The sequence below is a fragment of the Acetobacter tropicalis genome (assembly GCF_030644465.1).
Lineage (GTDB): Bacteria > Pseudomonadota > Alphaproteobacteria > Acetobacterales > Acetobacteraceae > Acetobacter > Acetobacter tropicalis.
Map to the genome: position 1 here is coordinate 647,597 of NZ_JAUYUW010000001.1, position 22,754 is coordinate 670,350.

21 protein-coding genes and 1 riboswitch are annotated in these 22,754 nt (G+C 59.1%); of the genes, 14 read left to right on the forward strand and 7 right to left on the reverse strand.

The window, feature by feature from the left end; translation table 11 throughout:
• The first annotated feature begins 178 nt into the window (after nt 1-178).
• Together QWU00_RS02885 and QWU00_RS02890 are read left to right on the forward strand one after the other, a co-directional pair.
• Nucleotides 179-1,354: an acyltransferase family protein gene (locus tag QWU00_RS02885; protein WP_035379559.1), complete on the forward strand. Its 1,176-nt coding sequence runs from the start codon at nt 179-181 to the stop codon at nt 1,352-1,354.
• Between the two features lie 36 nt (nt 1,355-1,390).
• Nucleotides 1,391-2,860 (forward strand): phospholipase D-like domain-containing protein, encoded by a 1,470-nt coding sequence (locus QWU00_RS02890; RefSeq protein WP_035379557.1) that lies wholly within the window; start codon nt 1,391-1,393, stop codon nt 2,858-2,860.
• Between the two features lie 124 nt (nt 2,861-2,984).
• Here the strand turns inward: QWU00_RS02890 and yajC are convergent, their stop codons facing one another.
• Nucleotides 2,985-3,350, reverse strand: a complete 366-nt coding sequence (gene yajC / locus QWU00_RS02895; protein ID WP_176364820.1) for a preprotein translocase subunit YajC — start codon at nt 3,348-3,350, stop codon at nt 2,985-2,987.
• A 170-nt stretch (nt 3,351-3,520) separates the two neighbouring features.
• On the opposite strand from yajC, the gene QWU00_RS02900 reads away from it, so the two are divergent.
• From QWU00_RS02900 to mutT, 4 genes are all read left to right on the forward strand, one after another.
• Nucleotides 3,521-4,393 (forward strand): ATP-binding protein, encoded by an 873-nt coding sequence (locus tag QWU00_RS02900; RefSeq protein WP_035379603.1) that lies wholly within the window; start codon nt 3,521-3,523, stop codon nt 4,391-4,393.
• Nucleotides 4,394-4,437: 44 nt separating this feature from the next.
• Nucleotides 4,438-4,932 carry a DUF2721 domain-containing protein gene (locus QWU00_RS02905; protein WP_006559280.1) on the forward strand — a complete coding sequence of 165 codons (495 nt, stop codon included), beginning with the start codon at nt 4,438-4,440 and terminating at the stop codon, nt 4,930-4,932.
• A 112-nt stretch (nt 4,933-5,044) separates the two neighbouring features.
• Complete coding sequence (locus QWU00_RS02910; RefSeq protein WP_035379555.1) at nt 5,045-6,151, forward strand: aromatic ring-hydroxylating oxygenase subunit alpha; 1,107 nt, start codon at nt 5,045-5,047, stop codon at nt 6,149-6,151.
• Entirely contained in the window at nt 6,144-7,130 is a 987-nt protein-coding gene (mutT, locus tag QWU00_RS02915; RefSeq protein WP_006559885.1) for an 8-oxo-dGTP diphosphatase MutT, read from the forward strand. The genes QWU00_RS02910 and mutT overlap by 8 nt, the downstream gene beginning before the upstream one ends.
• 59 nt (nt 7,131-7,189) lie before the next feature.
• Here the strand turns inward: mutT and QWU00_RS02920 are convergent, their stop codons facing one another.
• Entirely contained in the window at nt 7,190-7,645 is a 456-nt protein-coding gene (locus QWU00_RS02920; protein WP_081939027.1) for a nucleotidyltransferase domain-containing protein, read from the reverse strand.
• A gap of 142 nt (nt 7,646-7,787) precedes the next feature.
• Nucleotides 7,788-7,867, forward strand: a riboswitch (SAM riboswitch).
• A gap of 113 nt (nt 7,868-7,980) precedes the next feature.
• Between QWU00_RS02920 and metZ the strand changes: the two genes are divergently transcribed.
• From metZ to folE, 3 genes are all read left to right on the forward strand, one after another.
• The gene (gene metZ / locus QWU00_RS02925; protein WP_035379550.1) at nt 7,981-9,183 is read left to right on the forward strand and encodes an O-succinylhomoserine sulfhydrylase; all 1,203 of its coding nucleotides are present in this window, start codon (nt 7,981-7,983) and stop codon (nt 9,181-9,183) included.
• A gap of 175 nt (nt 9,184-9,358) precedes the next feature.
• Complete coding sequence (gene apaG, locus QWU00_RS02930) at nt 9,359-9,832, forward strand: Co2+/Mg2+ efflux protein ApaG (protein ID WP_035379548.1); 474 nt, start codon at nt 9,359-9,361, stop codon at nt 9,830-9,832.
• Between the two features lie 41 nt (nt 9,833-9,873).
• Complete coding sequence (gene folE / locus QWU00_RS02935; RefSeq protein ID WP_035379600.1) at nt 9,874-10,488, forward strand: GTP cyclohydrolase I FolE; 615 nt, start codon at nt 9,874-9,876, stop codon at nt 10,486-10,488.
• Between the two features lie 306 nt (nt 10,489-10,794).
• Here the strand turns inward: folE and QWU00_RS02940 are convergent, their stop codons facing one another.
• The 3 genes from QWU00_RS02940 to moaB form a co-directional block, all read right to left on the reverse strand.
• Nucleotides 10,795-11,454 carry a POTRA domain-containing protein gene (locus tag QWU00_RS02940; protein WP_035379546.1) on the reverse strand — a complete coding sequence of 220 codons (660 nt, stop codon included), beginning with the start codon at nt 11,452-11,454 and terminating at the stop codon, nt 10,795-10,797.
• Between the two features lie 66 nt (nt 11,455-11,520).
• Nucleotides 11,521-12,102 (reverse strand): DJ-1/PfpI family protein, encoded by a 582-nt coding sequence (locus tag QWU00_RS02945; RefSeq protein ID WP_035379544.1) that lies wholly within the window; start codon nt 12,100-12,102, stop codon nt 11,521-11,523.
• Nucleotides 12,095-12,649 carry a molybdenum cofactor biosynthesis protein B gene (gene moaB / locus QWU00_RS02950; protein WP_035379542.1) on the reverse strand — a complete coding sequence of 185 codons (555 nt, stop codon included), beginning with the start codon at nt 12,647-12,649 and terminating at the stop codon, nt 12,095-12,097. Before moaB ends, QWU00_RS02945 begins: the two co-directional genes overlap by 8 nt.
• Before the next feature lie 203 nt (nt 12,650-12,852).
• Between moaB and QWU00_RS02955 the strand changes: the two genes are divergently transcribed.
• Nucleotides 12,853-14,313: a carbohydrate porin gene (locus QWU00_RS02955; protein ID WP_035379540.1), complete on the forward strand. Its 1,461-nt coding sequence runs from the start codon at nt 12,853-12,855 to the stop codon at nt 14,311-14,313.
• Here QWU00_RS02955 and QWU00_RS02960 read toward each other — a convergent pair.
• Entirely contained in the window at nt 14,297-17,023 is a 2,727-nt protein-coding gene (locus QWU00_RS02960; protein WP_035379538.1) for an AAA family ATPase, read from the reverse strand. The genes QWU00_RS02955 and QWU00_RS02960 overlap by 17 nt on opposite strands.
• On the reverse strand, nt 17,020-18,168 hold the full coding sequence (locus tag QWU00_RS02965) for a metallophosphoesterase family protein (protein ID WP_035379536.1): 1,149 nt from the start codon (nt 18,166-18,168) through the stop codon (nt 17,020-17,022). Before QWU00_RS02965 ends, QWU00_RS02960 begins: the two co-directional genes overlap by 4 nt.
• 317 nt (nt 18,169-18,485) lie before the next feature.
• Here QWU00_RS02965 and QWU00_RS02970 point away from each other — a divergent pair, with 317 nt between their 5' ends.
• The 4 genes from QWU00_RS02970 (at nt 18,486) to QWU00_RS02985 (ending at nt 22,707) form a co-directional block, all read left to right on the forward strand.
• Nucleotides 18,486-20,570, forward strand: coding sequence for an FUSC family protein (locus QWU00_RS02970; RefSeq protein WP_035379535.1), 2,085 nt, complete (start codon nt 18,486-18,488; stop codon nt 20,568-20,570).
• Nucleotides 20,570-20,776: a DUF1656 domain-containing protein gene (locus tag QWU00_RS02975; protein ID WP_006559760.1), complete on the forward strand. Its 207-nt coding sequence runs from the start codon at nt 20,570-20,572 to the stop codon at nt 20,774-20,776. The genes QWU00_RS02970 and QWU00_RS02975 overlap by 1 nt, the downstream gene beginning before the upstream one ends.
• Before the next feature lie 15 nt (nt 20,777-20,791).
• Nucleotides 20,792-21,754 (forward strand): efflux RND transporter periplasmic adaptor subunit, encoded by a 963-nt coding sequence (locus QWU00_RS02980; protein WP_035379534.1) that lies wholly within the window; start codon nt 20,792-20,794, stop codon nt 21,752-21,754.
• Nucleotides 21,755-21,870: 116 nt separating this feature from the next.
• Nucleotides 21,871-22,707: a hypothetical protein gene (locus tag QWU00_RS02985; RefSeq protein WP_150395647.1), complete on the forward strand. Its 837-nt coding sequence runs from the start codon at nt 21,871-21,873 to the stop codon at nt 22,705-22,707.
• The last annotated feature ends 47 nt before the right edge of the window (nt 22,708-22,754 follow it).

Sequence of the window (22,754 nt, forward strand, 5' to 3'; positions counted from 1 at the left end):
TCTTCCTGAACAGCCTGTGTTTATTGTCAGAAATGTGGGTCCACACCAAAACAGTCAGACGCTGTTTTGTGAAAGAAAGAACGTGTCCACTATTTTGAATGCCGCACGATCAGTCATTTTATAAACATAATTTTCTCTTCAATAGAGCCGCGAGCCTGTTTGAAAAGCCAGCATCACCATGCCCCAGAATACGGTCAGACCGACAGAAAGAAACGCAGGAATTGACCTTTTGCGTGGCCTTTCAATTTTGATTGTGGTTTGCCACCACCTCAGTATTCGTATTCCCCTTGAGCAAACGCTGGCCTCTTCTTGTCTGCCGCCCCCTGTCCTCAGGCTGTTCGCCTACGGGGGAGGCAATGCCGTTACCATGTTTTTTGTTATCTCAGGTTTTCTGATAACCACCCGAAGTTACCAGACGTTTGGTGGCCTGAAAGACATGAAGGCCTTCCCTTTTCTGGCCCACCGCGCAGCCCGTATTCTGCCTTGCCTGTTTGCTCTTCTGCTCATTTTATCCGTTCTCTCGCAGATCGGTCCGCAATGGTTTCATTTCACAGATGCCGGTCAAACCCTTGGCGGGGCTATCCTGTCCGTGTTGACCTGCACTTTCAACTGGTATGAAGGCCAAACCACCTGGGCTCCTCCCAACTGGGATGTTCTGTGGTCTCTCTCCATCGAAGAAACATTTTATCTCGGTTTTCCGGCGCTCTGCCTGCTTCCTTCCATGCCGCGTCTTTTCCTGTTGGTCGCTCTGGTTCTACTTGGCCCGCTTGATCAAGCAGCTCTGCCGCACAGCAACCCTGTATGGCGCAGCAAGGCTTATCTACCGGGCTTTGGCGCCATTGCAACCGGTGTGCTGAGCGCCATGCTGTGTAGAAAACTCTCTTTCTCTCCCGTTGCAGGATGGACCGTCACACTTGCCGGAGCCTGCTTTGCTCTCCTTGAACTCTGCGCAGGGCCCGCTTTGTGGGAGATCGTTGGAAGCTGGTATGTGGTATTTCTCACTGGTGGGGTGGCGCTGATGTTGATCGGATTGACACATGTAGCGCGCAGCGGACACAGCACGGCCCCTCGCTGGGGAACAGGCTGCCTGCAAAGTTTTGGCCGCCTCAGCTACGAAATCTATCTGACCCATATGTTTGTTGTCATGCCGGCCGTTACCCTGTTTACGGCGGCAGGAGGCACAGCGGAGGGGCTGGGCCTGGCGCTCTACCCGGCCGTGGTAGGGGCCTCATGGGGATTAGGGGCGGTTGTTGCGCGGTTCTGGTCTCGTCCAGCAGCCCGATGGCTGGACCAGCGCTGGAAAAACAGCTTACAAGCCATACCGCGTAAACCACCACGCGTCTCACCGCCCTGAACAGGCACACCCCTAACGGCAGGACACCACCGGCATATGAGGGACAGGCAGCTTTTGCAGCCCGGAAAAACATGCTGGCGTGTTGAGGATGCCGACCGTTTTTCCGTTATTATTGATGCTGCTGATTATTTTGTGGCAGCCCGTCGCGCCATGCTGGAGGCCCGGCACAGTATTCTGCTGCTGGGCTGGGATTTTGACCCGCGCATAAAATTTGGCGAGCCCGAAAAAGGAGAGCCCGCCACGCTGGGTGCGTTCATTCTCTGGCTTGCAGAAAGAACCCCCACGCTGCAAATCCGGCTGCTCCGTTGGGATACGGGCGCACTCAAGTCCCTGCTATGCTGGCGCTCACTGCGCACCCTTGCCCGCTGGGCCATGCACCCCCGCATTACCTTGCGGCTGGATGGAAAACACCCGTTCTCGGGCTCGCAGCATCACAAAATTGTCGCCATTGACGACCAGCTTGCGTTCTGTGGCGGAATAGACATGACCGTAGGGCGATGGGATACCCGCGCACATCGGGATCATGACCCCCGACGCAAAAGCCCGGATGGCGCAGCGCTGAAACCCTGGCACGACGCCACCAGCATGTTTGATGGAAAAGCAGCCCGCGCCATTGGAGATCTGGCCCGTGACCGCTGGAAGACCGTAACAGGCGACTGTCTGCCCCTGCCCGCCAGCCGACATACATGCTGGCCCGAGGGGTTTACCCCCGCCTTTGAGGCCGTAAGGCTGGGCATAGCCCGCACCATTCCCAAAATGGAAGACACAGCCCCCTGCCATGAAATTGAAGGGGCCTATCTGAGCCTCATCGCCCGTGCACAGCGATTCATTTATGCTGAGAGCCAGTATTTTGCGTCCCGAAAGGTGGCGCATGCCATTGCAAAACGCCTGACGGAAAAAGACGGGCCGGAAATAGTCGTCATCAATCCACTTTCAGCCGAAGGCTGGCTGGAGCCTGTGGCCATGGATACCGCCCGCGCCAGACTGGTTGAGGCGTTGCAACGGCTGGACACGCATGGCCGCTTCCGCCTCTACCATCCGGTAACGGAGGGAGGCGCGCCCATTTACGTTCATGCCAAGGTAACTGTGGTTGATAGCGATATCCTGCGGGTTGGTTCCTCAAATTTCAACAACCGTTCCCTGCGGCTGGATACCGAATGCGATGTCCTTCTCTGCACGGATGAAGGGGACAACGCATCATCTGGCCCAAAAATTGCAGCACTGCGGAATGATCTGCTGGCCGAGCATCTGGGCGTCACCCCTGCTCAAGTGGCAGACCTGCTGGAGCAGACAGGCTCCCTGATTGAAACTATTGAGCGGCTGCGCTCCCCCGGCCGCACGCTGACCCCTTACCATGTGCCCGCTCTGTCAGGCATTGAGGAATGGCTGGCTGACAATGAAATTCTGGACCCACATGGGCCAGACGAGATTTTTGAGATGCCGGGCCGCAATAGCCTATTCAAAGGATGGGCCGCCCTGCGGAGGAAGTGCCGCCCGCGCGGCTGATTCCCCGGCGGCACGCTCGCCGGTGTCGCACTCTCGCAGCCCCAAGGGGGACAAAGGGGAAAGCCAGACAAAAAAAGCGGGACCATGCCCGCTTTTTTCGTACCGAGGCTATGAGGCCTTGGGCTTATTTTTTAGGCTGCGCAGCATCATTGGCCGGCTTGGCCGTGCTGGTCAGGACCGTGGTAATGGTGTCCCGCAGTACCATGACGCGCACGTTAGGCGCAATTTCAACTTCCACCTCGGCAGCGTCTTCACGGCTTTTCTGCACAACGCCCACTACGCCACCGGCTGTAACAATACGATCACCACGGCGCAGGGTTTTCAGCTCATTCCGCAGTTGCTTCTGCCGCTGCTGCTGCGGGCGAATCAGCAGAAAATACATGATGGCGAACACCGCCACAAACGGCAGAAAGGACATAATGCTGGACATGCCGCCGCCCCCTCCGGCCGTTTGCGCGTAAGCTGTGGAAATAAAGAAATCAGACATTATGGCGGGCCTTCCAGAAGGCTGGTTGCATCAACAGAGTGGCTGACCATAATTTTCGCTGCTCGCGCGTCAAGCGTCTGTGTGCGGAATGGCGCTTTCTTCAACGCTCATGTTGGCTTAGGTTTCCGGCCAAAGACCCCGTTGTAAGCTGTAAGGACCCCAGACTGATGGATATGACCACACCCCAGCTTTCTGTTCTGGAACGTATTGCCTCAGCGCTTGAACGCCTCTCCCCCCCGCCCCCCAGCCTTGAGGGCGTGAACAAGGCTGATGCGTTTGTGTGGCATCCGGAAGGGGGAAAGCTGCTGCCAGTGGCCCATGTGGCGCATGTGCCCGTCACCCTGCTGCAGGGCGTGGACTCCCAACGCCAGACGCTGCTGGACAATACCGAGCACTTTGCGCGTGGTCTGCCCGCCAACAACGCCATGCTGTGGGGGTCTCGCGGGATGGGCAAATCCTCACTGGTCAAGGGCGCACATGCACTGGTCAACAGTGTGGACGGCAAACCGTGCGAACCCGGCAAGGGCCGCGTGGCACTGATTGAAATTCAGCGGGAAGATCTGGCCACCCTGCCGGAGCTTCTGGCCATGCTGCGTGAAAGCTCCCGCCGGTTTATCCTGTTCTGTGATGATCTGTCCTTTGAAAAGGAAGACCGTGACTACAAAGCCCTGAAATCCGTGCTGGATGGTGGTATTGCGGGCCGCCCGGAGAATGTCCTGTTCTACGCTACCTCCAACCGCCGCCACCTGATGCCGCGTGACATGATCGAGAATGAACGCGCAACTGCCATCAACCCCTCAGAAGCCACGGAGGAGAAAGTCTCGCTCTCTGACAGGTTCGGGTTGTGGCTGGGCTTTCACGCCTGCCCGCAGGATGTGTTCCTTGACATGGTGCGCACCTATGCGAGAGAACGCGCCCTTCCCATCAGTGATGAGGATCTTGCGGCTCAGGCCAATATGTGGGCCATTACCCGCGGTGGGCGCTCCGGCCGGGTGGCGTTTCAGTTCATTGAGGATCTGACAGCCCAACTGGCGGAAGGCCGCTAGCTCCTTCTCATACTGCCTGCCCATAGTACCAAGGAACCTGCTTTATGGCCCTCCCCGTTTTTGGAGGTATTGCTGCTGAACCTGTTGATAGCGTAGCCCACATTATCCAGATTGCCCTGACACCTGTGTTCATGCTGTCGGGCATCGGAACGTTGCTGAACCTGTTCAATACGCGGCTGGCGCGCGTGTCAGACCACATAGAACAGGCCAACGCCCTGCTGACGGATGATAATGATGACATGGTCCGCAACAGGATCCTTGAGCGGCATCTGGTGCGCCTGCACCGCCGCACCCTGATGCTGGATGCCGCCATTCTGGCCGGTGGCCTTGGGGGAGCAGCCTCCTGCGGGGCGGCGTTTGTCCTGTTCATGGGCAGCGTGCGGGACTCTTCCGTGGCCAACTGGCTGGTGTTCCTGTTCGGCGCGGCGCTGGCCTGTACGGTGGGCGCGCTGGGCCTGTTTCTGGGGGACAGCCTGATTTCCTGGCACGGTCTGAAGCGTGAAGGCCCGCTGCCCCGCCCCACGCCAAAAACAGCCTAACGACGCGCTATTGCTTCCACGCCTTGCCTCTTTGTGTGATATGAGGTTGCATGCGTCGCGATACGGCAGCATCAGAGTGACGCAGCCCTGGTATTCATTTGATTGAGGCGAGATGGACCACACCGTTCAGACCGATACCCCAGCCCAAACCGAAACGCACGGCGCGGATCCCCTTAAAACGGACCTTCGGCGCATCCGGTCCAATCCGGATTTCTGGTATCCTGTTGCGTGGTCGAAGGAACTGAAGCCTGGCAAGACCATTGGCACACGGTATGCGGGCACGCCTATTGCCCTGGTCCGCCCGGATGAAGGGCCGATTTTCGCACTTGAAGATCGTTGCGCTCATCGTCAGGTACCCCTCAGCAAAGGCAAAGTAAACGGACAGTCCGTGCAATGCTGTTACCATGGCTGGGCCTATGGCCGTTCAGGCCGCTGCATTGATGTGCCTTATCTGGGCAAGGGCAAATTGCCCAACGGCGTGCGTACCTTCCCCTGCCGGGAACAGGACGGCCTGATCTTCATCTTCCCCGGTGATCCGGAAAAAGCAGACACGGTTCCGCTCGCTCCGCGTCTGGCCCGTGTGGGAGACGCTGGCTACAAGACCCGCTCCTTCGGGCGAGAAGTGAAATGCCACTACAGTTTCATGCATGAAAACCTGATGGATATGAACCACCAGTTCATGCACATGAAGCAGATGGGCCAGATGCGCCCGCGCTTTCTGGGCCAGAAACGCGAAGCCGGTCTGGTGGAAGCGCGTTATTCCTTTGCCCGCACAAGCGGCAAGCAGCCTTTGGGTGAAGCGCTGATTTTTGGCGAGCGGCGGGATTCTTCCGAGAAGTTCCAGCACCGCGATGTCATGACCATCCGCACGGAATATCCGTATCAGACCCTGCGCATCCAGACGGGCGATGAAGACCCGGTGATGGACCTGTGGATTGTCTATACCCCGCAGGATGCCGAGGAACTGACGAACCGCACGTTTGGTCTGCTCTCCGTCAAGCGGCCCAAAATGCCGGGTGTTCTGGAACTGGCATGGCCGTTCCTTGTCGCCTTCACGGAACGGATTTTTGCCGAAGACCGTGAAATTGTGGAACTGGAACAGAACGCATGGCGCGAACTGGGCGGAGACCACAATGTGGAGGTCTTCCCTGTCATCAACGCCCTGCGGGGGCTGCTGGCAGAATGTGGGGTTCCACCCGCACCCGCCAAAAATGCATGATATCGTCTCGTTGATGCTTGAGGCGCCGCCCTACCGGCTGCGCCCCCTTCTGCCAGATGATGCCACTGCCCTCCACCGCCTGGTCAATGACTGGGAGGTGGTGCGCATGCTCAGCCGCCTGCCCTTTCCCTACCCGCGTGAACTGGCGGATGACTGGATTGCCTCCACCCTTGACCAGCACCGGGCACGGGAAGGCTACCATTTTGCCATTCTGGACGCGCAGGACCGTTTTCTGGGCTGCGTGGGGCTGCGCATTGAAACCCTGCCACAGGTAGGGCGCGTTGGCGTACTGGGTTACTGGGTTGGCCGCCCCTACTGGGGGGCTGGCGTTGCCTCCAAGGCCGCAGGCCGCGTGGCGCGCTGGGCCTTTGCCAATCTGGATATCACCCGCCTGCGCGCCACTGTTGCGGAAGATAACGTGGCCTCCGCCCGCGTGCTTGCCACCGTTGGGTTCAAGCCCATTGGCACGGACAAACAGATGTTTGTGGCGCGGGGCAAGGACTACCCTGTGCAGATTTTTGAAATGACACGCGCAGACATGGATCACACCACCCACCCGAACCCGGAGCCTGCCACAGTGCGACGGCTTGTTCTGGTTTCCGCTGCGGCGCTGATTGACAAGGAAGGCCGCATTCTGCTGGCCCGCCGCCCGGAAGGGAAAAGCATGGCCGGGCTGTGGGAATTCCCCGGTGGAAAAGTGGAAGCCGGAGAAACCCCGGAAGCCGCGCTGATCCGTGAACTGGAAGAGGAACTTGGGCTGGACGTTTCACGCGCCTGCCTGGCTCCTTTCACCTTTGCCTCACACAGCTACCGTGCCTTTAATCTGCTGATGCCGCTTTATCTGTGCCGCAGATGGAGTGGCACCCCTACACCGCGTGAGGGACAGGCGCTGGCGTGGGTTGCTCCAAAAGATCTCGGTCAGTATCAGATGCCCGAAGCTGATCTGCCGTTTATTCCGCTTCTTCAGGAACTGCTGTAGCTTTTTCCGTATCCGCCAATCAGGCGGCGCAGAGTGGGTGAGAGAACATCTCTCTCTCCTCAGCTCTGCCGCACGGCGCGGAGAAGTTTTTCCAGCAAGGCTGCCGGGTCATACAGGATGCGGCAGCCGTCAGACACAACCCGATAGGTGCCCCCGTCCAGTGGAGTTGTGTCTGCCCATGAGGGCAAACCGAAGCTCAGTTCGACTTCATCCCCTTTTGCCGCAAACCAGACCCTGCGGGACCAGACCGCACCGTGACCTTCATCCTGTATCTGCTGCGGTAGGCCCATCTCTGCTGGCCATGCAACATCCCGCACCCACGCGCCATTTTCACGATAACCTTCCGGCGCGGTGGTCAGGATCATGATGTCCATATCAGACTCAGCACGTGCCGCGCCTCTGGCATAGGAGCCGACAAGAGCCACGCCCTGAACGGTGGGCTGTGTCAAAGCCCACGAGACCAGAGCCTGACATACGGCGGGCGCATCCATCTGCTTTCTCCTTGAAACGCTCATGCCATCCTCTTTTGCGGAGGCGGCTTGTAAAGGTTTTTATCAAGCCTCCCTCTCGGCACAACGCTGGTGCCGCTCTATTCCACTCTTGACGAAACACAGAGCAGTTCGCATAACCATTTCTGTCTGGTGCTTTTATTTTCCCGCGCTGGGCCCTCGTGATTTGTACGGCCGGCTTGCGGCGAGGTAAAACAGACGCGCTAAAGAGGCTTTGGGCAGGCGTGTCCTGTCCCATGGTTTCCACGGTCAGATGAGCAAGTATGACTGAAGCGGAAACACCTCATTGTCCGTGCTTCTCTTCAGGCCATCATGAGCAGGAAAGAACCGGATACCTCATTATGAGTGAAAACAAGACCCCTTCCACCTGGCGCCCCGCAACCCGCCTGCTGCACGCAGGCCTGGAACGCACGGAATTTGGTGAAACCAGTGAAGCCGTGTTCCTGACCTCCGGCTTTGTGTATGACAATGCCGAGCAGGCCGCCAAAACCTTTACGGGTGAGGTGGAGCACTATCAGTACAGCCGCTTTGCCAATCCCACCGTTACCGCGCTGGAACGCCGCCTGGCCGACCTTGAAGGCGCGGAAGCCTGTGTAGCCACCTCCACCGGCATGGGCGCGGTTTCCTCCGCTCTGCTCTCTCACGTCAAGGCTGGTGAACGGGTTGTGGCCTCCCGCGCGCTGTTTGGCTCCTGCCATTGGATTGTGGCCAACCTGCTGCCCCGTTACGGCGTGGAAACCGTGTTTGTTGATGGGGCAGACCTGAACGCATGGGCAGAAGCCCTTTCCAAACCCACCGCTGCCGTGCTGCTGGAAAGCCCATCCAACCCCATGCTGGATGTGCTGGACATCCGCGCCATTGCAGATCTGGCCCACAAGGCAGGCGCGCTGGTTGTGGTAGACAACGTATTTGCCTCCCCCATTTACCAGAAGCCGTTGGAACTGGGGGCTGATGTGGTTGTGTATTCCTGTACCAAGCACATTGATGGGCAAGGTCGCGTTCTGGGCGGTGCCGTGCTGGGCCCCAAGGAGTGGATTACCGAAACACTTCAGCCCTTCACCCGCAATACCGGCAACGCGCTATCTCCCTTCAATGCGTGGGTCATGCTCAAAGGGCTAGAAACGCTCTCTCTGCGTGTGGATGCCATGACGCGCAATGCTGCCGCCGTGGCTGATTATCTGGCGCAGGCACCGGGTATTGTCAGCGTGCGGTATCCGGGCCGCAAGGATCACCCGCAATATGAACTGGCCCAGCGCCAGATGTCTGGCGGCGGCAGCCTGGTGGCGTTTGAAGTGGCAGGCGGGCAGGAAGGCGCATTTGCGTTCATGAACGCGCTGCAACTCATCGCCATTTCCAACAATCTGGGGGATGCGCGTTCTCTGGTGACGCATCCGGCCACCACCACCCACATGAAGATCGGGCCGGAAGAACGGGCACGGCTTGGCATTTCCGATGGCGCCATCCGCTTCTCCGTCGGGCTGGAAGACAGTGCAGACCTGATTGAAGATCTGGCCCGTGGCGTAGCGGCCCTGCCCCGCAGCTAAACAGACCGAGCTTACTCGCCCTTTCTGCCGCGCCGTGGCAGAAAGGGCACAGGCGGCTTCCCTGCTGCGCGTGTTCATGATAGGGGCAAAGCACAGTTGCAGCCTGTTTTGGCACTGCCTTCCTCTTTTTTGTGCACAAGACACGCCATTCCACGCATCAGGAGCAGGAGAACCCATGTCCGACTGGTCGGCTTCACCGCCCATGTCCCATGATCCGGAAGACGCCTTGAACGAACTCTTCTCTTCAGTTCCGGCCTACGAGGCCGTAACCGAGGATGTGCGCGTCTGTGTGCAAGTGTTCTGGCTACCCGACCAGTCTGAACCTGATGAGCACATGTATTGCTGGGTGTATCGCATTCGCATTGAAAATGCAGGCTCCGCCACTGTGCAACTCACAGAACGCACCTGGCACATCACGGATGCCTCCGGCCGCACAGAATATGTGCATGGAGAAGGCGTGGTGGGTGAACAGCCCGTCATCCGTCCGCAGAACGGGTTTGATTATACCTCTGGTGTGTCCCTCACCACGGCCGGCGGATTCATGCGTGGGTCTTACCACATGCGCGACCTCAATTCAGGCCGCCGGTTTGAAATCGCCATTCCGGCCTTCAGTCTGGATAGCCCGTTTCAGATCCGGCAGATCCATTAGACCCACCCCTTCATTCCACAAGACATATGCTGGAGCTTGGCATGAGCAGCGACTCTCTGCCCGAAAACGATAACCGTCCGTCACGCACGGAAGCCGAACAGGCCGTTCGCACCCTGCTGCGCTGGGCCGGGGATGACCCCACCCGTGAAGGGCTGCATGATACCCCGTCCCGCGTGGTGCGTGCGTATGAAGAATTCTTTGAAGGGTATGAAACAGACCCTCGTTCCCTGCTGGAACGCACGTTTTCAGAAGTGGAAGGGTATGACGAGATTGTCCTGCTGCGGGACATCCGGTTTGAAAGCCACTGCGAACATCATCTGGCCCCCATTATCGGCCGTGCTCACGTAGCCTATCTGCCGCGTAGCCGCGTTGTGGGCATTTCCAAACTGGCCCGTGTGGTGGATGCCTTCGCCCGCCGCCTGCAAATTCAGGAACGGCTGACCGCCCAGATTGCCAACACCATCAACGATGTGCTGGAACCTCATGGCGTTGCGGTTATCATTGAATCCAGCCACGAATGCATGACCACGCGCGGCGTGCATCGCCCCGGTGTGTCCATGGTTACCAGCAGCATGTTGGGCGTGTTCCGCACCAATTCTGACACGCGGCGCGAACTGATGGCCATGCTCAATCGTCCCAGCGCCTGCGAATACTGAGAAACGACTGAAAGGCCTGCCTGATCTGTCTGGCAGGCCTTTTCTTCCTTAAGGCAGGGGCTTTTTAAGCCCAAAAAGGGCCACATCGGCCCCTCGCCTGTTTTTTCCCGAGACAAGTTCCACGGTCAAAGTAGCCCGTCTCCTCTTTTCCAAGGGACGCCGCCGCCTTGGCACCAGTTTGCGTTTTCTTGAAACGCCGTTGCCCTGTCAGAAGGAAATCCTTCCTCACGCCTGCCATAACCTGTTTAGACAAACGTGTGGAACACCGGGCCGGGCAGGTATATCTGCCTCAGCCAGCCCTCCTGATCAGTCGGGAGCTTTTTCGGTCACGTGATAGGTAATGGCCACGCGATCATCATGATGCGGGTAGCGCACTTCCGGCACAATCGTCACACCGATATTCTTCTTCACATACAGGGCCTGCACGGCTTTTTCATCACTCAGCACTTCTGCTGGCGTAACTGTCTGGCCCGGCTGGATGTGGAGCGCTTTGTGCAGAGCCGCACCAGAAATATGCAAGTTGCCGGTAAAGTCCGCACTTTCCAGCTTGAGCGGACGAGCAGGCTCGGCAGCAGCGCCTGTTTCCTCAACCGTCCACTCTACAATCACGTCCTTGCCGTTGATCTTGAGGTTCTGGTGGAATTTTCCGCCCACATTTTCCTGCTGGTAGACTTTCATCACATCCTGCAATCCCTCGGTAATGCGGGATTGGGAAATGGTGTCTCCAACATGAAAGGGCACTGCCGCCATCAGACGGTTTGAGGGAATGCGCTGGTTGCCCTCAATGGTCAGTTGCTTCAGCACCAAGGGCGTATTGACGGGCGGTAACGCGGTAGCTTCCTTGCCCTGCGGCGTCTGGGATGGTGCATCAGACGGCGGAACGGAGGTTGGCGTTTGCGCCCATGCCGGAACGGCTGCCCCCAAAAGAGCAAACCCGATTACGGCACAGGGTACGGCGTTACGCATTAAAACTGGCTCCATCCTGTTAAAAACACGCGTCATGATGCACAACAGGATGGGGATGCCAATGCACTAAATAGAGACTGACGCTCCCAAAACCGTGAGGAACTGGGCCAGCCAGGCGGGGTGCGCAGGCCATGCGGGCGCTGTCACCAGTTCGCCATCGGTGACGGCATCCGTTACCGGAATATCGGCATAGGTCGCGCCCGCCAGTTCTACTTCCGGGCGGCACGCCGGATAGGCAGAAACCTTGCGCCCCTTGATGATATCCGCTGCGGCCAGAAGCTGCGCGCCATGGCAGATGGCTGCCAGAGGCCGATCAGCAAAGGCTTTCACAATCTCAATCACGCGAGCATTCATGCGCAAATGCTCCGGCGCACGGCCACCGGGGATAATCAGCCCAATGTAATCATCGGTATCAATATCCTCAAACGTGGCGTTGAGCGTAAAATTATGCCCGCGCTTTTCGCTGTAAGTCTGCGCGCCCTCAAAATCATGAATGGCGGTTATCACATTGTCCCCTGCCTTTTTGCCGGGGCTGACCACATCCACCTTGTAACCCAGCATCAGGAGCGCCTGATACGGCACCATGATTTCATAATCTTCAACATAGTCGCCTGCCAGCATCAGCAGTTTTACGTCATCATCAGCCATGGTGGTCTCCTTCGCTCAGGTGTTCCCGCAGGCGGGGCATCAGTTCCACAAAGTTGCAGGGACGGTGCCGGCTATCAAGCTGAAACACCAAAATATCGTCCCATCCGTCCTTCACAGCACCCGTGGAACCGGGCAGCGCAAACAGGTAGGTGCCGTTCGCCACACCCGCCAGCGCGCGTGACTGGATTGTGGACGTGCCAATTTTCCTGTAGGATAGCATCCTGAAAAGTTCGCCAAAGCCTTCAATGCGCTTTTCAAGGACGTCCTCAAACGCTTCGGGCGTCACATCCCGGCCGGTCACACCTGTACCGCCGTTGGTTATGACAACATCAACCAGAGGATCGTTTATCCAGTTTCTAAGCTGTTCTGTAATCTGTTGCACATCATCCCGCACAATCGTGCGGTCCGCTAGCACATGGCCTGCGGCCTCAATACGAGAGACCAACGCCTGGCCAGATGTATCCGTCTCCAGTGTGCGTGAATCCGATACGGTCATCACTGCAATACGCACCGGCAGAAACGGGCGGGTTGTATCAATCTTGCTCATAAGAGTGGGGTCATTCCCTTTATTTCTGATGCAGCAACGCATCACTCGTCAAAAAAAGCAGACCAGCGCCCTAAATTCACCGTTAAACACGTTCATTGGGAACCAAACCATGTAAAAATGTTTTAATCCGAACACCGCCCCAACCAAAAACGAAAACTTTCTTCGGCAAAGTTTCTTTATCCACGAGAAAAAATCAACACATCATGGCACTCTCTTCTCCTGGCCTGTCTTCCTTTTGCGCGCTTTCCCTTACCTGTCTGCTTGTTTCGGCCTTTTCCAGTCAGGCTCATGCCCAGATCCTTACGGGCGGCAACAGTTCAGTCGGGCTCTGGCCCAGTCTGGAAGCCAATAATGAAGCCAGCCCTGTTGAAGATCCCGGTCCACTGTTTTCCGCTCCCTATGGCCACAACCATTTCTTTGGGGACTGGTGGGGCGCGCAGCCTTGGCTGCTGGACCACGGCATCCATATTCTGGCTGACGTGCATGAAGAACTGGCTGGCAACTTCAAGGGGGGCCGCAAGCAGGGGGTCACCAACGCCGGGCAGGTTGGGGTGGAACTGGATGTTGACTGGGGCAAGCTGACCAACACCAAGTTTATGGACGGGTTCTGGACCCACATGATGGTGGTGAACGGCCACGGGCGGAACCTGAGCACGGATTACATTGGTGATTCCATTGGCGGTGTGCAGCAGATCTACGGTGCGCGTGGGAACGTGGTGGCGCATCTTGTCTATCTGTATGGGGAGCACTCCTTCCTGAATAATCATCTGGACATCAGTGCAGGCTGGATTCCGGTTGGCAGCTTTTTTGCCGCCTCCCCCCTCTACTGTATGTATATGAACGTGGCGGTGTGCGGTAACCCCGCCCCTAATAAATACACGGAAGGCAACCGGGACTGGCCCTCCGGCAACCTGGGTGCTGTTGCTCGTGTCATGCCTACAAATGACACTTATATTATGGCTGGTTTGTTTGCCGTTTCTCCCCATGCCTTCAACGGTGGTATTTCCGGTTGGGCATGGGCACAGGACGGCTTGGGCAAATTTTCAACCCCGGTTGAAATCGGCTGGATGCCGTCCTTCGGCAAGGACAAGCTGGTAGGCCATTACAAGGCCGGGTACAGCTACGATAACTCCAAATACAAGGATCTGTATGAGGACGTGAACGGCAACCCATGGGTGCTAACCGGCCAGCCTGCCCGTTACCATGCAGGCCGTGCCAGCGCCTGGGTGCATGCAGACCAGATGCTTGTACGCAACGGAGAAGGCCCCACCAACGGCCTGATCGCCATGGCTGGCTATATGTGGACGGACGGCAAAACCACCGCCATGTCCCACCATATCTGGACCGGCATGCTGGAAACCGGAAAGCCATGGGGCCGCCCGCTGGACAGCATTGGCGTTATGTATCAGTGGCTGAACATGAGCCGCACGGTGGCCTTGCAGCAGGAAGCCTCCATTTTTGGTGGCCAGCCCTTCCAGTCCAACCAGTGGGGGCAGGTATGGGGCGTGCAGTCGCACGAAAACATTTACGAATTCTTCTATAACGCCCATGTGGCCAACGGGCTGACCCTTCAGCCGGACTTCCAGTATATCAACCGCCCCGGCGGCACCACCACCTTCCATGATGCCGCCGTTATGGCGCTTCAGTTCAACGTGGTTCTGTAAACTCCGCCAAGGGTTGCAGGGTTAACGCCCTGCCACCCAGCGTTGCAAAGGTTTCTGCCCGGCAGGTCAGCACCAGAATCTGGAAGCGTGTGGCGGCATCAGCCAGCACATCAAACACGCGCTCCAGCCGCAGGGAATCAGAAAAGCTCAGGGCATCATCCAGCACCAGAATGCTGCTGCCCTGCCGCGCATGCAGCAGTTCTGCAAAGCCCAACCGCACCAGAACGGAAATCTGCTCCTGCGTGCCATCCGAGAGCTTGTTGAACTCCTCCGCCTGCCGACGTGTAAGCGCCTCCACCCCGAAACTTGTATCAAACGCCACGCTGGCACCCGGAAAAACGGCCGAAAAAGCTGGCTGAATGGTGCGCCGTAACGGGGCCAGATAGCGTTCGGTCTGGGTTCGCTCTGCCTGCCCCAGCGTGTTTTGCAGCAGCACAAGTGCTGCCCGCTCCCGTTCACAGCCCTCGCGTTCAAGGCGCAGGCGCTCTACCGCACGGCGGGCCTCGGCTATCTGCTCATCCACCCCTTCGCCTTCTGCCAGACGGACGCGGGTTTCCCGCCCGCGAATATCTTCCCGCAACCGGGTGATGGCGGTCCGAGCCGTATCCAGAGCCTGTTCGCGCCGTCTGATACCGCTTTCCACCACGGAAAGAGGTTGTTCCTCCTGCCGAGCCTGCGCCAGTTGTTCCACGCGGGCCTGTGCGGTGGCCTGCGCACGCTGCGCCTCCTCAGCCCGTTGGGCAAGAGCCTCATCTGCTTCCCGCGCCACGCTCACGGCCTGCTCACGCTGAAGATGCTCCAGCGCCTGCGTTAGCGCGCGCAACGCGGCGTCCGCTTTGTCCTGTTCAGCCTGAAGCACGGCACAGGCGGCCTGCTCATCCCGTTCGGCGTGACGAGCATTCTCGGCCTCGCGCGCGGCCTGGTCTTCGGCCTCAGCCGCCTGATCAGGCGTCAGGAGCGTATCAGCACCACACGGCGGCACGCCGTCAGCGTCGACTGTAGCCCCCTCTCCCTCGGCAATATTTTCCTTACGGGCCAGCGCCAGATCAGCATCCTTTTGCATGATCGTCTTGCGCAACGCCGCAAGCGCCTGGCCGCCGTTATCGCGTGCCAGATCGGTGCCGTCTGGCAATGTCGCCCTGTAGGCAGCACGCGCTTCCACCAGACGAACTTCCGCCTGTCGATGCTCCTCAAAACGGTGCTCGGCCTCCACAACATTCTGGCAGCCAGCCTGTTGCAGCAGGGTTTCCAGTTGGGCAAGGGTGGCCTGAACCTTACCCTGCACATCGTCCTGTTCCTGCCGGGCTGGTGTGATCTGAAACTGCCCGACACCTTCGATCTGTACGGTAGTGGTGGCGGTCAGGCGTATTTCTCCCTCACGGCAAGGGGCGCCGTTCAACGTCACGCGCTGCGCTGCTTCGGGCAGCAGGGCCATGCTCAGAACAGGGGCGTTTGCCTCCAGCAAGGCAACTGCCTGCTCATGCTGCCGCGCGGCCTTGCGCATACGCTGGATGCTCGCTTCATCCACACGCAGAGCCGCCAGAATAGCCTGTTCCTGCTCCAGCCGCGCAAAAGCGGCTTCCGCACGATGCAAAAGCGCCCGCTCCTGCGCCAACGTGTCCTGCATCTGCTGCAACGTCGCGTGCCGGGCCGCCACCATACGCTGCTGTCTGCGGTGCTGGTGATGCTGTTCAGCCTGTTCCCGTTTCTGACGACACAGATCAAGGCATCGCCGGGCCTGCCGCACCTTTTGCGCCAGCCCATCCAGCGTCTGCTGGCTCTCGGCACACGCGCGCTCAAGGTGCAGTTGCCTTACCTTATTTTCCTGCCGCCTTTCCTGTTCCTGCCGCGCGCTTGAACAGGCCGTAATGGCAGCGGTCAGTGCCGCACGGGCGGCGTGTTCCTCGGCATCCAGCCGCAGCACCTTGTCCCGCACAAGGCGCAATTCTTTCAGCGCGGCTTCTTCATGCGTCCTGCGCTCCGGGTCTTCCTGCTCCCGCAGGATGCGGCGCGCCTGTTCCAGCGCCACCAGATCTTCCTCCAACGCCGCTTTACGCGCTTCAAGAGTTTGCAAACGGTCCTGTGCGGCCTGTTCCTGCTCCAACGCCTGTTTGTAGCGGCCAGTCGGTTTCCCTGTGGAGGCTGTCTGCAACAGAAGCAGGCGGTCCCGCACTTTAGCCAGTACGGCACTGGCCGCAGCACCGCCTACGGCTTTTTCCACGCCCTGTTCAAGGCAATCCCGCAAACTGGCATGGCCTGCCTCATTCAGGTTTGGCTGGGTAAAACTTTCTCCCTGCCCCACCAGCAACGCATTCCATAACCCTGCGGCCTCGCCTTTCCCTGCGTCCGCCAACCCCAGCAGATCCCGCAGCTTTTCTTCCGCCTGATCCCCTTCAAACTGCTCCGGCCCCAGCCGCAACCGCGCGCAGGTTTTGGTCAGAAACCGTTTTTCCAGCGTGCAGGCCATACCCTTCCAGGTAAAACTCAGGGCCACATGAGGCGCGCCTCCGCCATAGGGTGCAAACCCCTTGATCACGCTGCTTCTGGAAGAATGGCGCAGGGTCAACGCGGCCCGCAGCGCCAGCAACAATGTGGATTTTCCGGCTTCATTCGGGGCAGCCAGCACGTTTAACCCCGGCCCCAACCCATCAAGCCTTACCGGCGAAGCAAAACGGCGAAACCCTTCCACCTGCACATCAGTCAGGATCATGCTGCCTGCCCTCCCACTTCATTCCAGAACAGAAAAAGCCGTTGCAATGCATCGGCCGCCACTGCGCCTTCCTCTCCTCCGCCCTGCGCCTGCTCAAGCAGCACCTCCGCCGCCGTGCGCACGGCCCCACCGGGGCCAAAGCGTTCCAGATCATCCAACCCGGCGGAAAGCTGTGGCGCGCCAGACAGACGCAGACACGCCACCGCCCCGCTCAAACGGCGGATGATGGTGCTTTCATACAGCGCCATATCGTCCACAGTCAGCAAACCGGAAACCACCAGCCACACCAGAACAGCCCCCGGATTATCCGGTGCCACACCACGCACACGGGCTTCCAGCGCGTGAATATCCTCAGCGTTGGTTAAGGTCACATCCTCAAACTTTTTCCAGACATAACGCCCGGTTCTGTGCCGGGTAACCTCTGGTTCGGCGCGTGGGCCACGCAGGTTTACCACCAGCGCCTCGCCGCCACCGCCACCACCGGCCCCAAAACGGTCTGTCTCCGGCGTGCCGGAATACGCCGTGCGGGCATCAATCTGGCAGAACCCGTGCCAGTCTCCCAACGCCAGATAGCTCAGCCCCGCCTTTCTGGCCCGGTCTATGGCAACCGGATTATGCTCGGCTTCCTCTCCATTGCCAAAGCCGGTTACCGAGCCATGGGCCAAGCCAATCCGCAAGGCATCCGGCGGGGTGGGCGCTTCATCCATATAAGCCGTCAGATCACTCAGCACATGGCGGCGCTGCAGCACGACAGGCAGCAACCATGCCTCTTCAGCCCCCACCAGCCGAACGGGGCCGGGTTGCCGATGCACCGTCACGTTTTCCGGCACGGCTCCCTCACGCAGCAGCCGGGCCCAGACGCCTTCCGGTGTATCCGCATCATGGTTGCCGGGAATAAGGTGCCATTGCACATCGGCAAACTGGCGCATACGCTCCATGGGCTGATGCAGGGTTTTCTCGGTTGGGGTTTCATGCTCGTACACATCCCCCGCAACCAGCACATGGGCAGCCCCTTCCTGCCGGGCCAGTTGCCCCAAACGCCGGATAACCTCTACCCGCTCGGCCTGAAGGGCGCCCAGAGTGTCATCATCCGCAAAACGGAATGTCCGGCCAATCTGCCAGTCAGACGTGTGCACAAATTTCATCACATGATCCCATCCGGCCTTATTCCTTCCCTTGAACATCACATTCCGAAGAAGAAAACCATGGCGGGTGCGCCTTTGTGACACCTTATTCAGTCGCCATAAAAGACTGTGGGCTCTAGGGTTACGCCTCCCCTCAAACCAAAACAGGCCAGTCATGCGCATTCCACGCAACCCCGACCAGCGTTACAGGCATCACGCCAGAGTTTATATTTTAATTTAATAGACTTTATACGAACAGGATTCGGGAGACTGGCGAGTTTGAGTCGCGCAGGTTTGGCGCAAATGGTTCCGAGTAAAGCGGCACGGGCGGAAAAAGGATGAGTATACAACACCCAGCCGCTTCTACTGTCGGCTTCTGGAAAGGCGTGCGTCTTCCTCTGCCAAGAGGCATGTTCCCGCCCGGCTGGTTCCTGTTCTGCCTGCGCACATGGCTTTCCGCTGTGCTGGCATTGAGCACAGCCTTCTGGCTGCAACTGTCCTCACCCGGTTCGGCCGCCGTAACCGTGATGATTCTGGCGCAGCCCCTGCGCGGGCAGGTGCTCTCCAAGGCAGTTTACCGGCTGGCTGGCACCATGATCGGCGCGTTTGTTGCCCTGTTCCTTACCGCCTGCTTTAATCAGGAGCGCGGCGTGTTTCTGGGGGGCGTGGCGCTGTGGCTGACGCTGTGCACCATTATCGGCACGCTGGAAAAAGATTTCCGCGCCTATGCCGCCATGCTCTCCGGCTACACCGTGGCCATTGTGGGCATCAGTTGCATTGATAATCCGGCAGCCGCCTTTGATGTCACGGTTAACCGCGTGTCCGCCATTATCGTGGGGATTGCCGCCACTGCCGCCGTGAACGACTTTTTTGGCTCTCCCACCGCCTTTGAAAAACTGGCCGCCAACCTCCACCGCACCGCAGACATGGTGAAGCGCATTGCGCGTGAAGCCATAGCGGGCCACGGCATTCCTGATGAGACAGCCTGCGCCGGGTTGGCAGGCGAGATCATCGCCCTGACGTCTCAGGCCTCCTTCGCCAAAACGGAACTGCCCGATGCCCATGTGCGGCTGGCCGGAGCACGCTCCGCCATGGTGGCCCTGCTGGAAATGCTGAGCTGTAGCCGCGCCATTGCCGCTGTTCTGCGGCGCGGAGAAATTTCCGGCCCGGTGCTCAACCATATCCGCACAGCTTTTGGAGATGGCACACCCGTCGTTTCTCCCCGTCAGGCCGTGCATGATCTGGAAGATCTGGCGCGGGAAGCCCATGCCGAGGAACTCTCCCGCGGGCCGACGCTGGATGAGGCATGGCTGATTGAACGCTCCATGGCCCTCCTTTCTGATGCCCGCTGGGCCGCGGACGGGATTGATGCCTTCGAGAACGGTCGCCGCGCCCGCACAACTGCGCCCGACCTGAAAATTGACCAACATCAGGACGTGATTGCCGCCCTGCTGGCCGGGCTGCGCACACTGGTCGGCTTTACGGTCGCTGCCGGGCTGTGCGTGATTTCTGATATTCCGGCCACCTATACGGCGCTGTCTCAGGTGGCCATTATTCTTACGCTGGCGGCCACCACCTATAATGCCCGCGGCTTTGGCATGGGGGCGCTGATCGGCACCCCTCTGGCCGTTGCGGTTGCGGCAGTCATCAATTTTGGCGTGTTGCCGCACGGCGCGGACATGCCGTTTCTGGCCATGGCCATTCTGCCCGTTATTTTCGCGGCCTGCCTGCTGCTGCTCAACCCCAAGACCGCCACCGTGGGGTTCAACGCCGGCGTGTTCTTCTTTGTCATTCTGGGCGTGGCGAACGAACAGAATTACGAGCCCTCGGCCTTTATTGACCGCAATGTGCTCTATCTGTTTTCGGCCATCATCATCTTCATCTCACTGGTGCTGCTGCTGCCTCCTTCGGCCAACCGCCGCCGCTTCCGCGTGGCGCTGACCATCGGGCATGATCTGCGGCTCCAGTTTGAAGGGCATGGAGAACAGGCAGGCTCCGCCCTGATCAGCCGCCATTATGACCGCCTGTGCCGTATTCTGGAATGGAACAGCTATCTCCCCTCCAACAAGGCCAAGACCCGCGTGTTCATGCGGCTTTCCAGTCTGGATGAACTGAACGTGGAACTGGCCCGTGCCCGCCGCCATCTGCAACGTGCCGCCACCATCCCCGCTATCCGTGCGGATGCGGAGGCCGCCTACCGTTCCACCATCATCTACAATATTGATGCCGCCGTTTACCGCATGCGCCACAAGGCCCGCCTGCTGCTTGACCACAGCATCACCCTGCCACATGGCCAGATGGCCACAGCGCTGGCGGCTGTCTCCGCCATGGTGGGGGCCATCCGGCTGCTGGAACATAACCGCTCGGCCCTGCATCTGTATGATCTGCTGCCGCTGCCTGACCAACGCTGGAAGGCCACCTGATGGAACTTGACCTCAGGCCCGTTCTGGATGTGGGGGGACTGCTTGTGTCCTCTTTTGTGGTGCATGCCGGGCTGGCCATTGCCACGCTGCTGATCCTGAGCCCCATTCTGGCAAAGGTGCGCGCCCGGCGCGTGATCTGGAACCTGCCACTGGCTGAATTCGGGCTGCTTGTCTGCCTGATTGGCCTTTATACCATTCTGCTGTGAAAGGACTTTCCCACCGTGTTTGAACGCGCCCGCCGCGCCCTGCAGTTTGTCACGACCGGGACAATCCTTGCCATTGCCGCCATTGTCGCTCTGGTATTGTGGGATTATTACACCGCAGCGCCCTGGACCCGTAACGGCCAGGTGCGTGTGCAGGTAGCCGATATTGCCCCCCGTGTTTCCGGCCAGATTATTGACGTGCGCGTTCGGGACAACCAGTTTGTCCATGCGGGCGATGTTCTTTACGATATCGATCCGTTTGATTTCAAAGTCGCCCTCGCCACGGCTACTGCCCGTGTGAATGAGCGACAGGCGGACATGGTGCTGAAAGACACCCAGCAAACCCGGCGTGACAAACTGACGGAAGTTGCGGCCTCACGCGAAGAAAAGCAGGTTTATCAGGCCACGGCGGATATTGCGAAAGCCCAGTATGGGGAAGCCATGGCGGCGCTCTCTCAGGCCAAGATCAATCTGGACCGAACCCACGTGCGCAGCACGGTGACAGGCTACGTTACCAACCTGATCATGCGCGTGGGGGATTTTGCCACGGCGGGAAAATCCAACATCCGGGTGATTGATGCCTCATCCTACTGGGTGGACGGCTATTTTGAAGAAACCAAGATCCGTGCCATTCATGTGGGAGACCGCGTGCGGATGGATCTGATGGGCTATCGCGCGCCCATGTGGGGCCATGTGGTCAGTATCACACGCGGTATTGCCACGCCCAACGCCACCCCGGCCACACAGGGCCTGCCCTCGGTTGATCCGGTCTATACCTGGGTGCGGTTGGCGCAGCGTATTCCGGTACGTGTGCATATTGATAGCATCCCGCCCGGTACCCAGCTTGCCGCAGGCATGACAACCACCGTCACCATTGTGGGCAGCAAAGGCAAACGTGCGCATGACACCCTGACCGAAACTTTTGACCGCCTGCATGATACCCTGATGGGCGGCACAGGTGGCAGCGGCACCCGCGACTAAGCAAAAGGCACGCCATACACCTCCCAAAAAACCCGAGCACATACGCGCTGCCGCGCTCTTATGAGTGCCTCAGCAGGTGCGGGCTGCAACACCAACTGGACGGCACAGGCTGAGGCATGGCACATAGTAGCGCCATGATGCACTCCGCTGCCCGATGTGTTCTCCTTGCGTCCTGCGCGGCGCTGATCGGCCCGTTTCTGGCGCTGTATTCATCCCCTGCCCATGCGGCGGTTGATCTGGATGGTAAAGGGGTCAGCATCAGCACCCCCTGTCTTTCCAACCTGCATGTTGCAGCCTCCACCGCCATTCATGGTGCCGTGCAGCTTCCCGATATTCTTCCACCTGGCGTTACGGCCAAAATTGGCCCGGATAACGTGGTTTACATCACACAAGCCAACTGCACGGCGGCAACACCCTTGGCCAGCGCGCTGACGCTTACCACACGCCCAAGCACCCCGCTGACCATAGATAATGCAGGCCGCACGGCGGTTCTGCTGGATGACCGCAAAAGCACCGTATTTATTCGCGCCGGGTCTGCCCCGGTGGAAATGGGTAAGGCGGGAGAGCTCGGGCTGGTCTCCGCTTCCACTGGCCCCATTACCATCCGCACTTTGTCCGATTCCGCACGCATCCGCTCGGAAACAGCGGCACCCATCACCATCCGCGCCATTACCGCCCCCGCTCTTGCCCTGTATCTGGGGGGCTCAGCCACATTGACTGCACAGAGTGGCCATTTGCAGGCGCTTGAAATTACCTCCGCCAGCACGGGAGACGCCGTAATGCACGGGGATACGGATGTGGGCGTTTTTCATGTCATGTCCAGCGGCAGTATTATCGTCAACAAGGTATCCGGCACCTTGGCGACAGAGCGGGATGGCAGCGGCAAAATTATTCCAGATGCCAGTGCACCACCCGCCCGCACCCACGCTGACCGCGTGACCGCAATACCATAGCCCTGCGCTTTTTTCCGTCTGGCAGGAGCAGAAGTGCCCTCTGATAC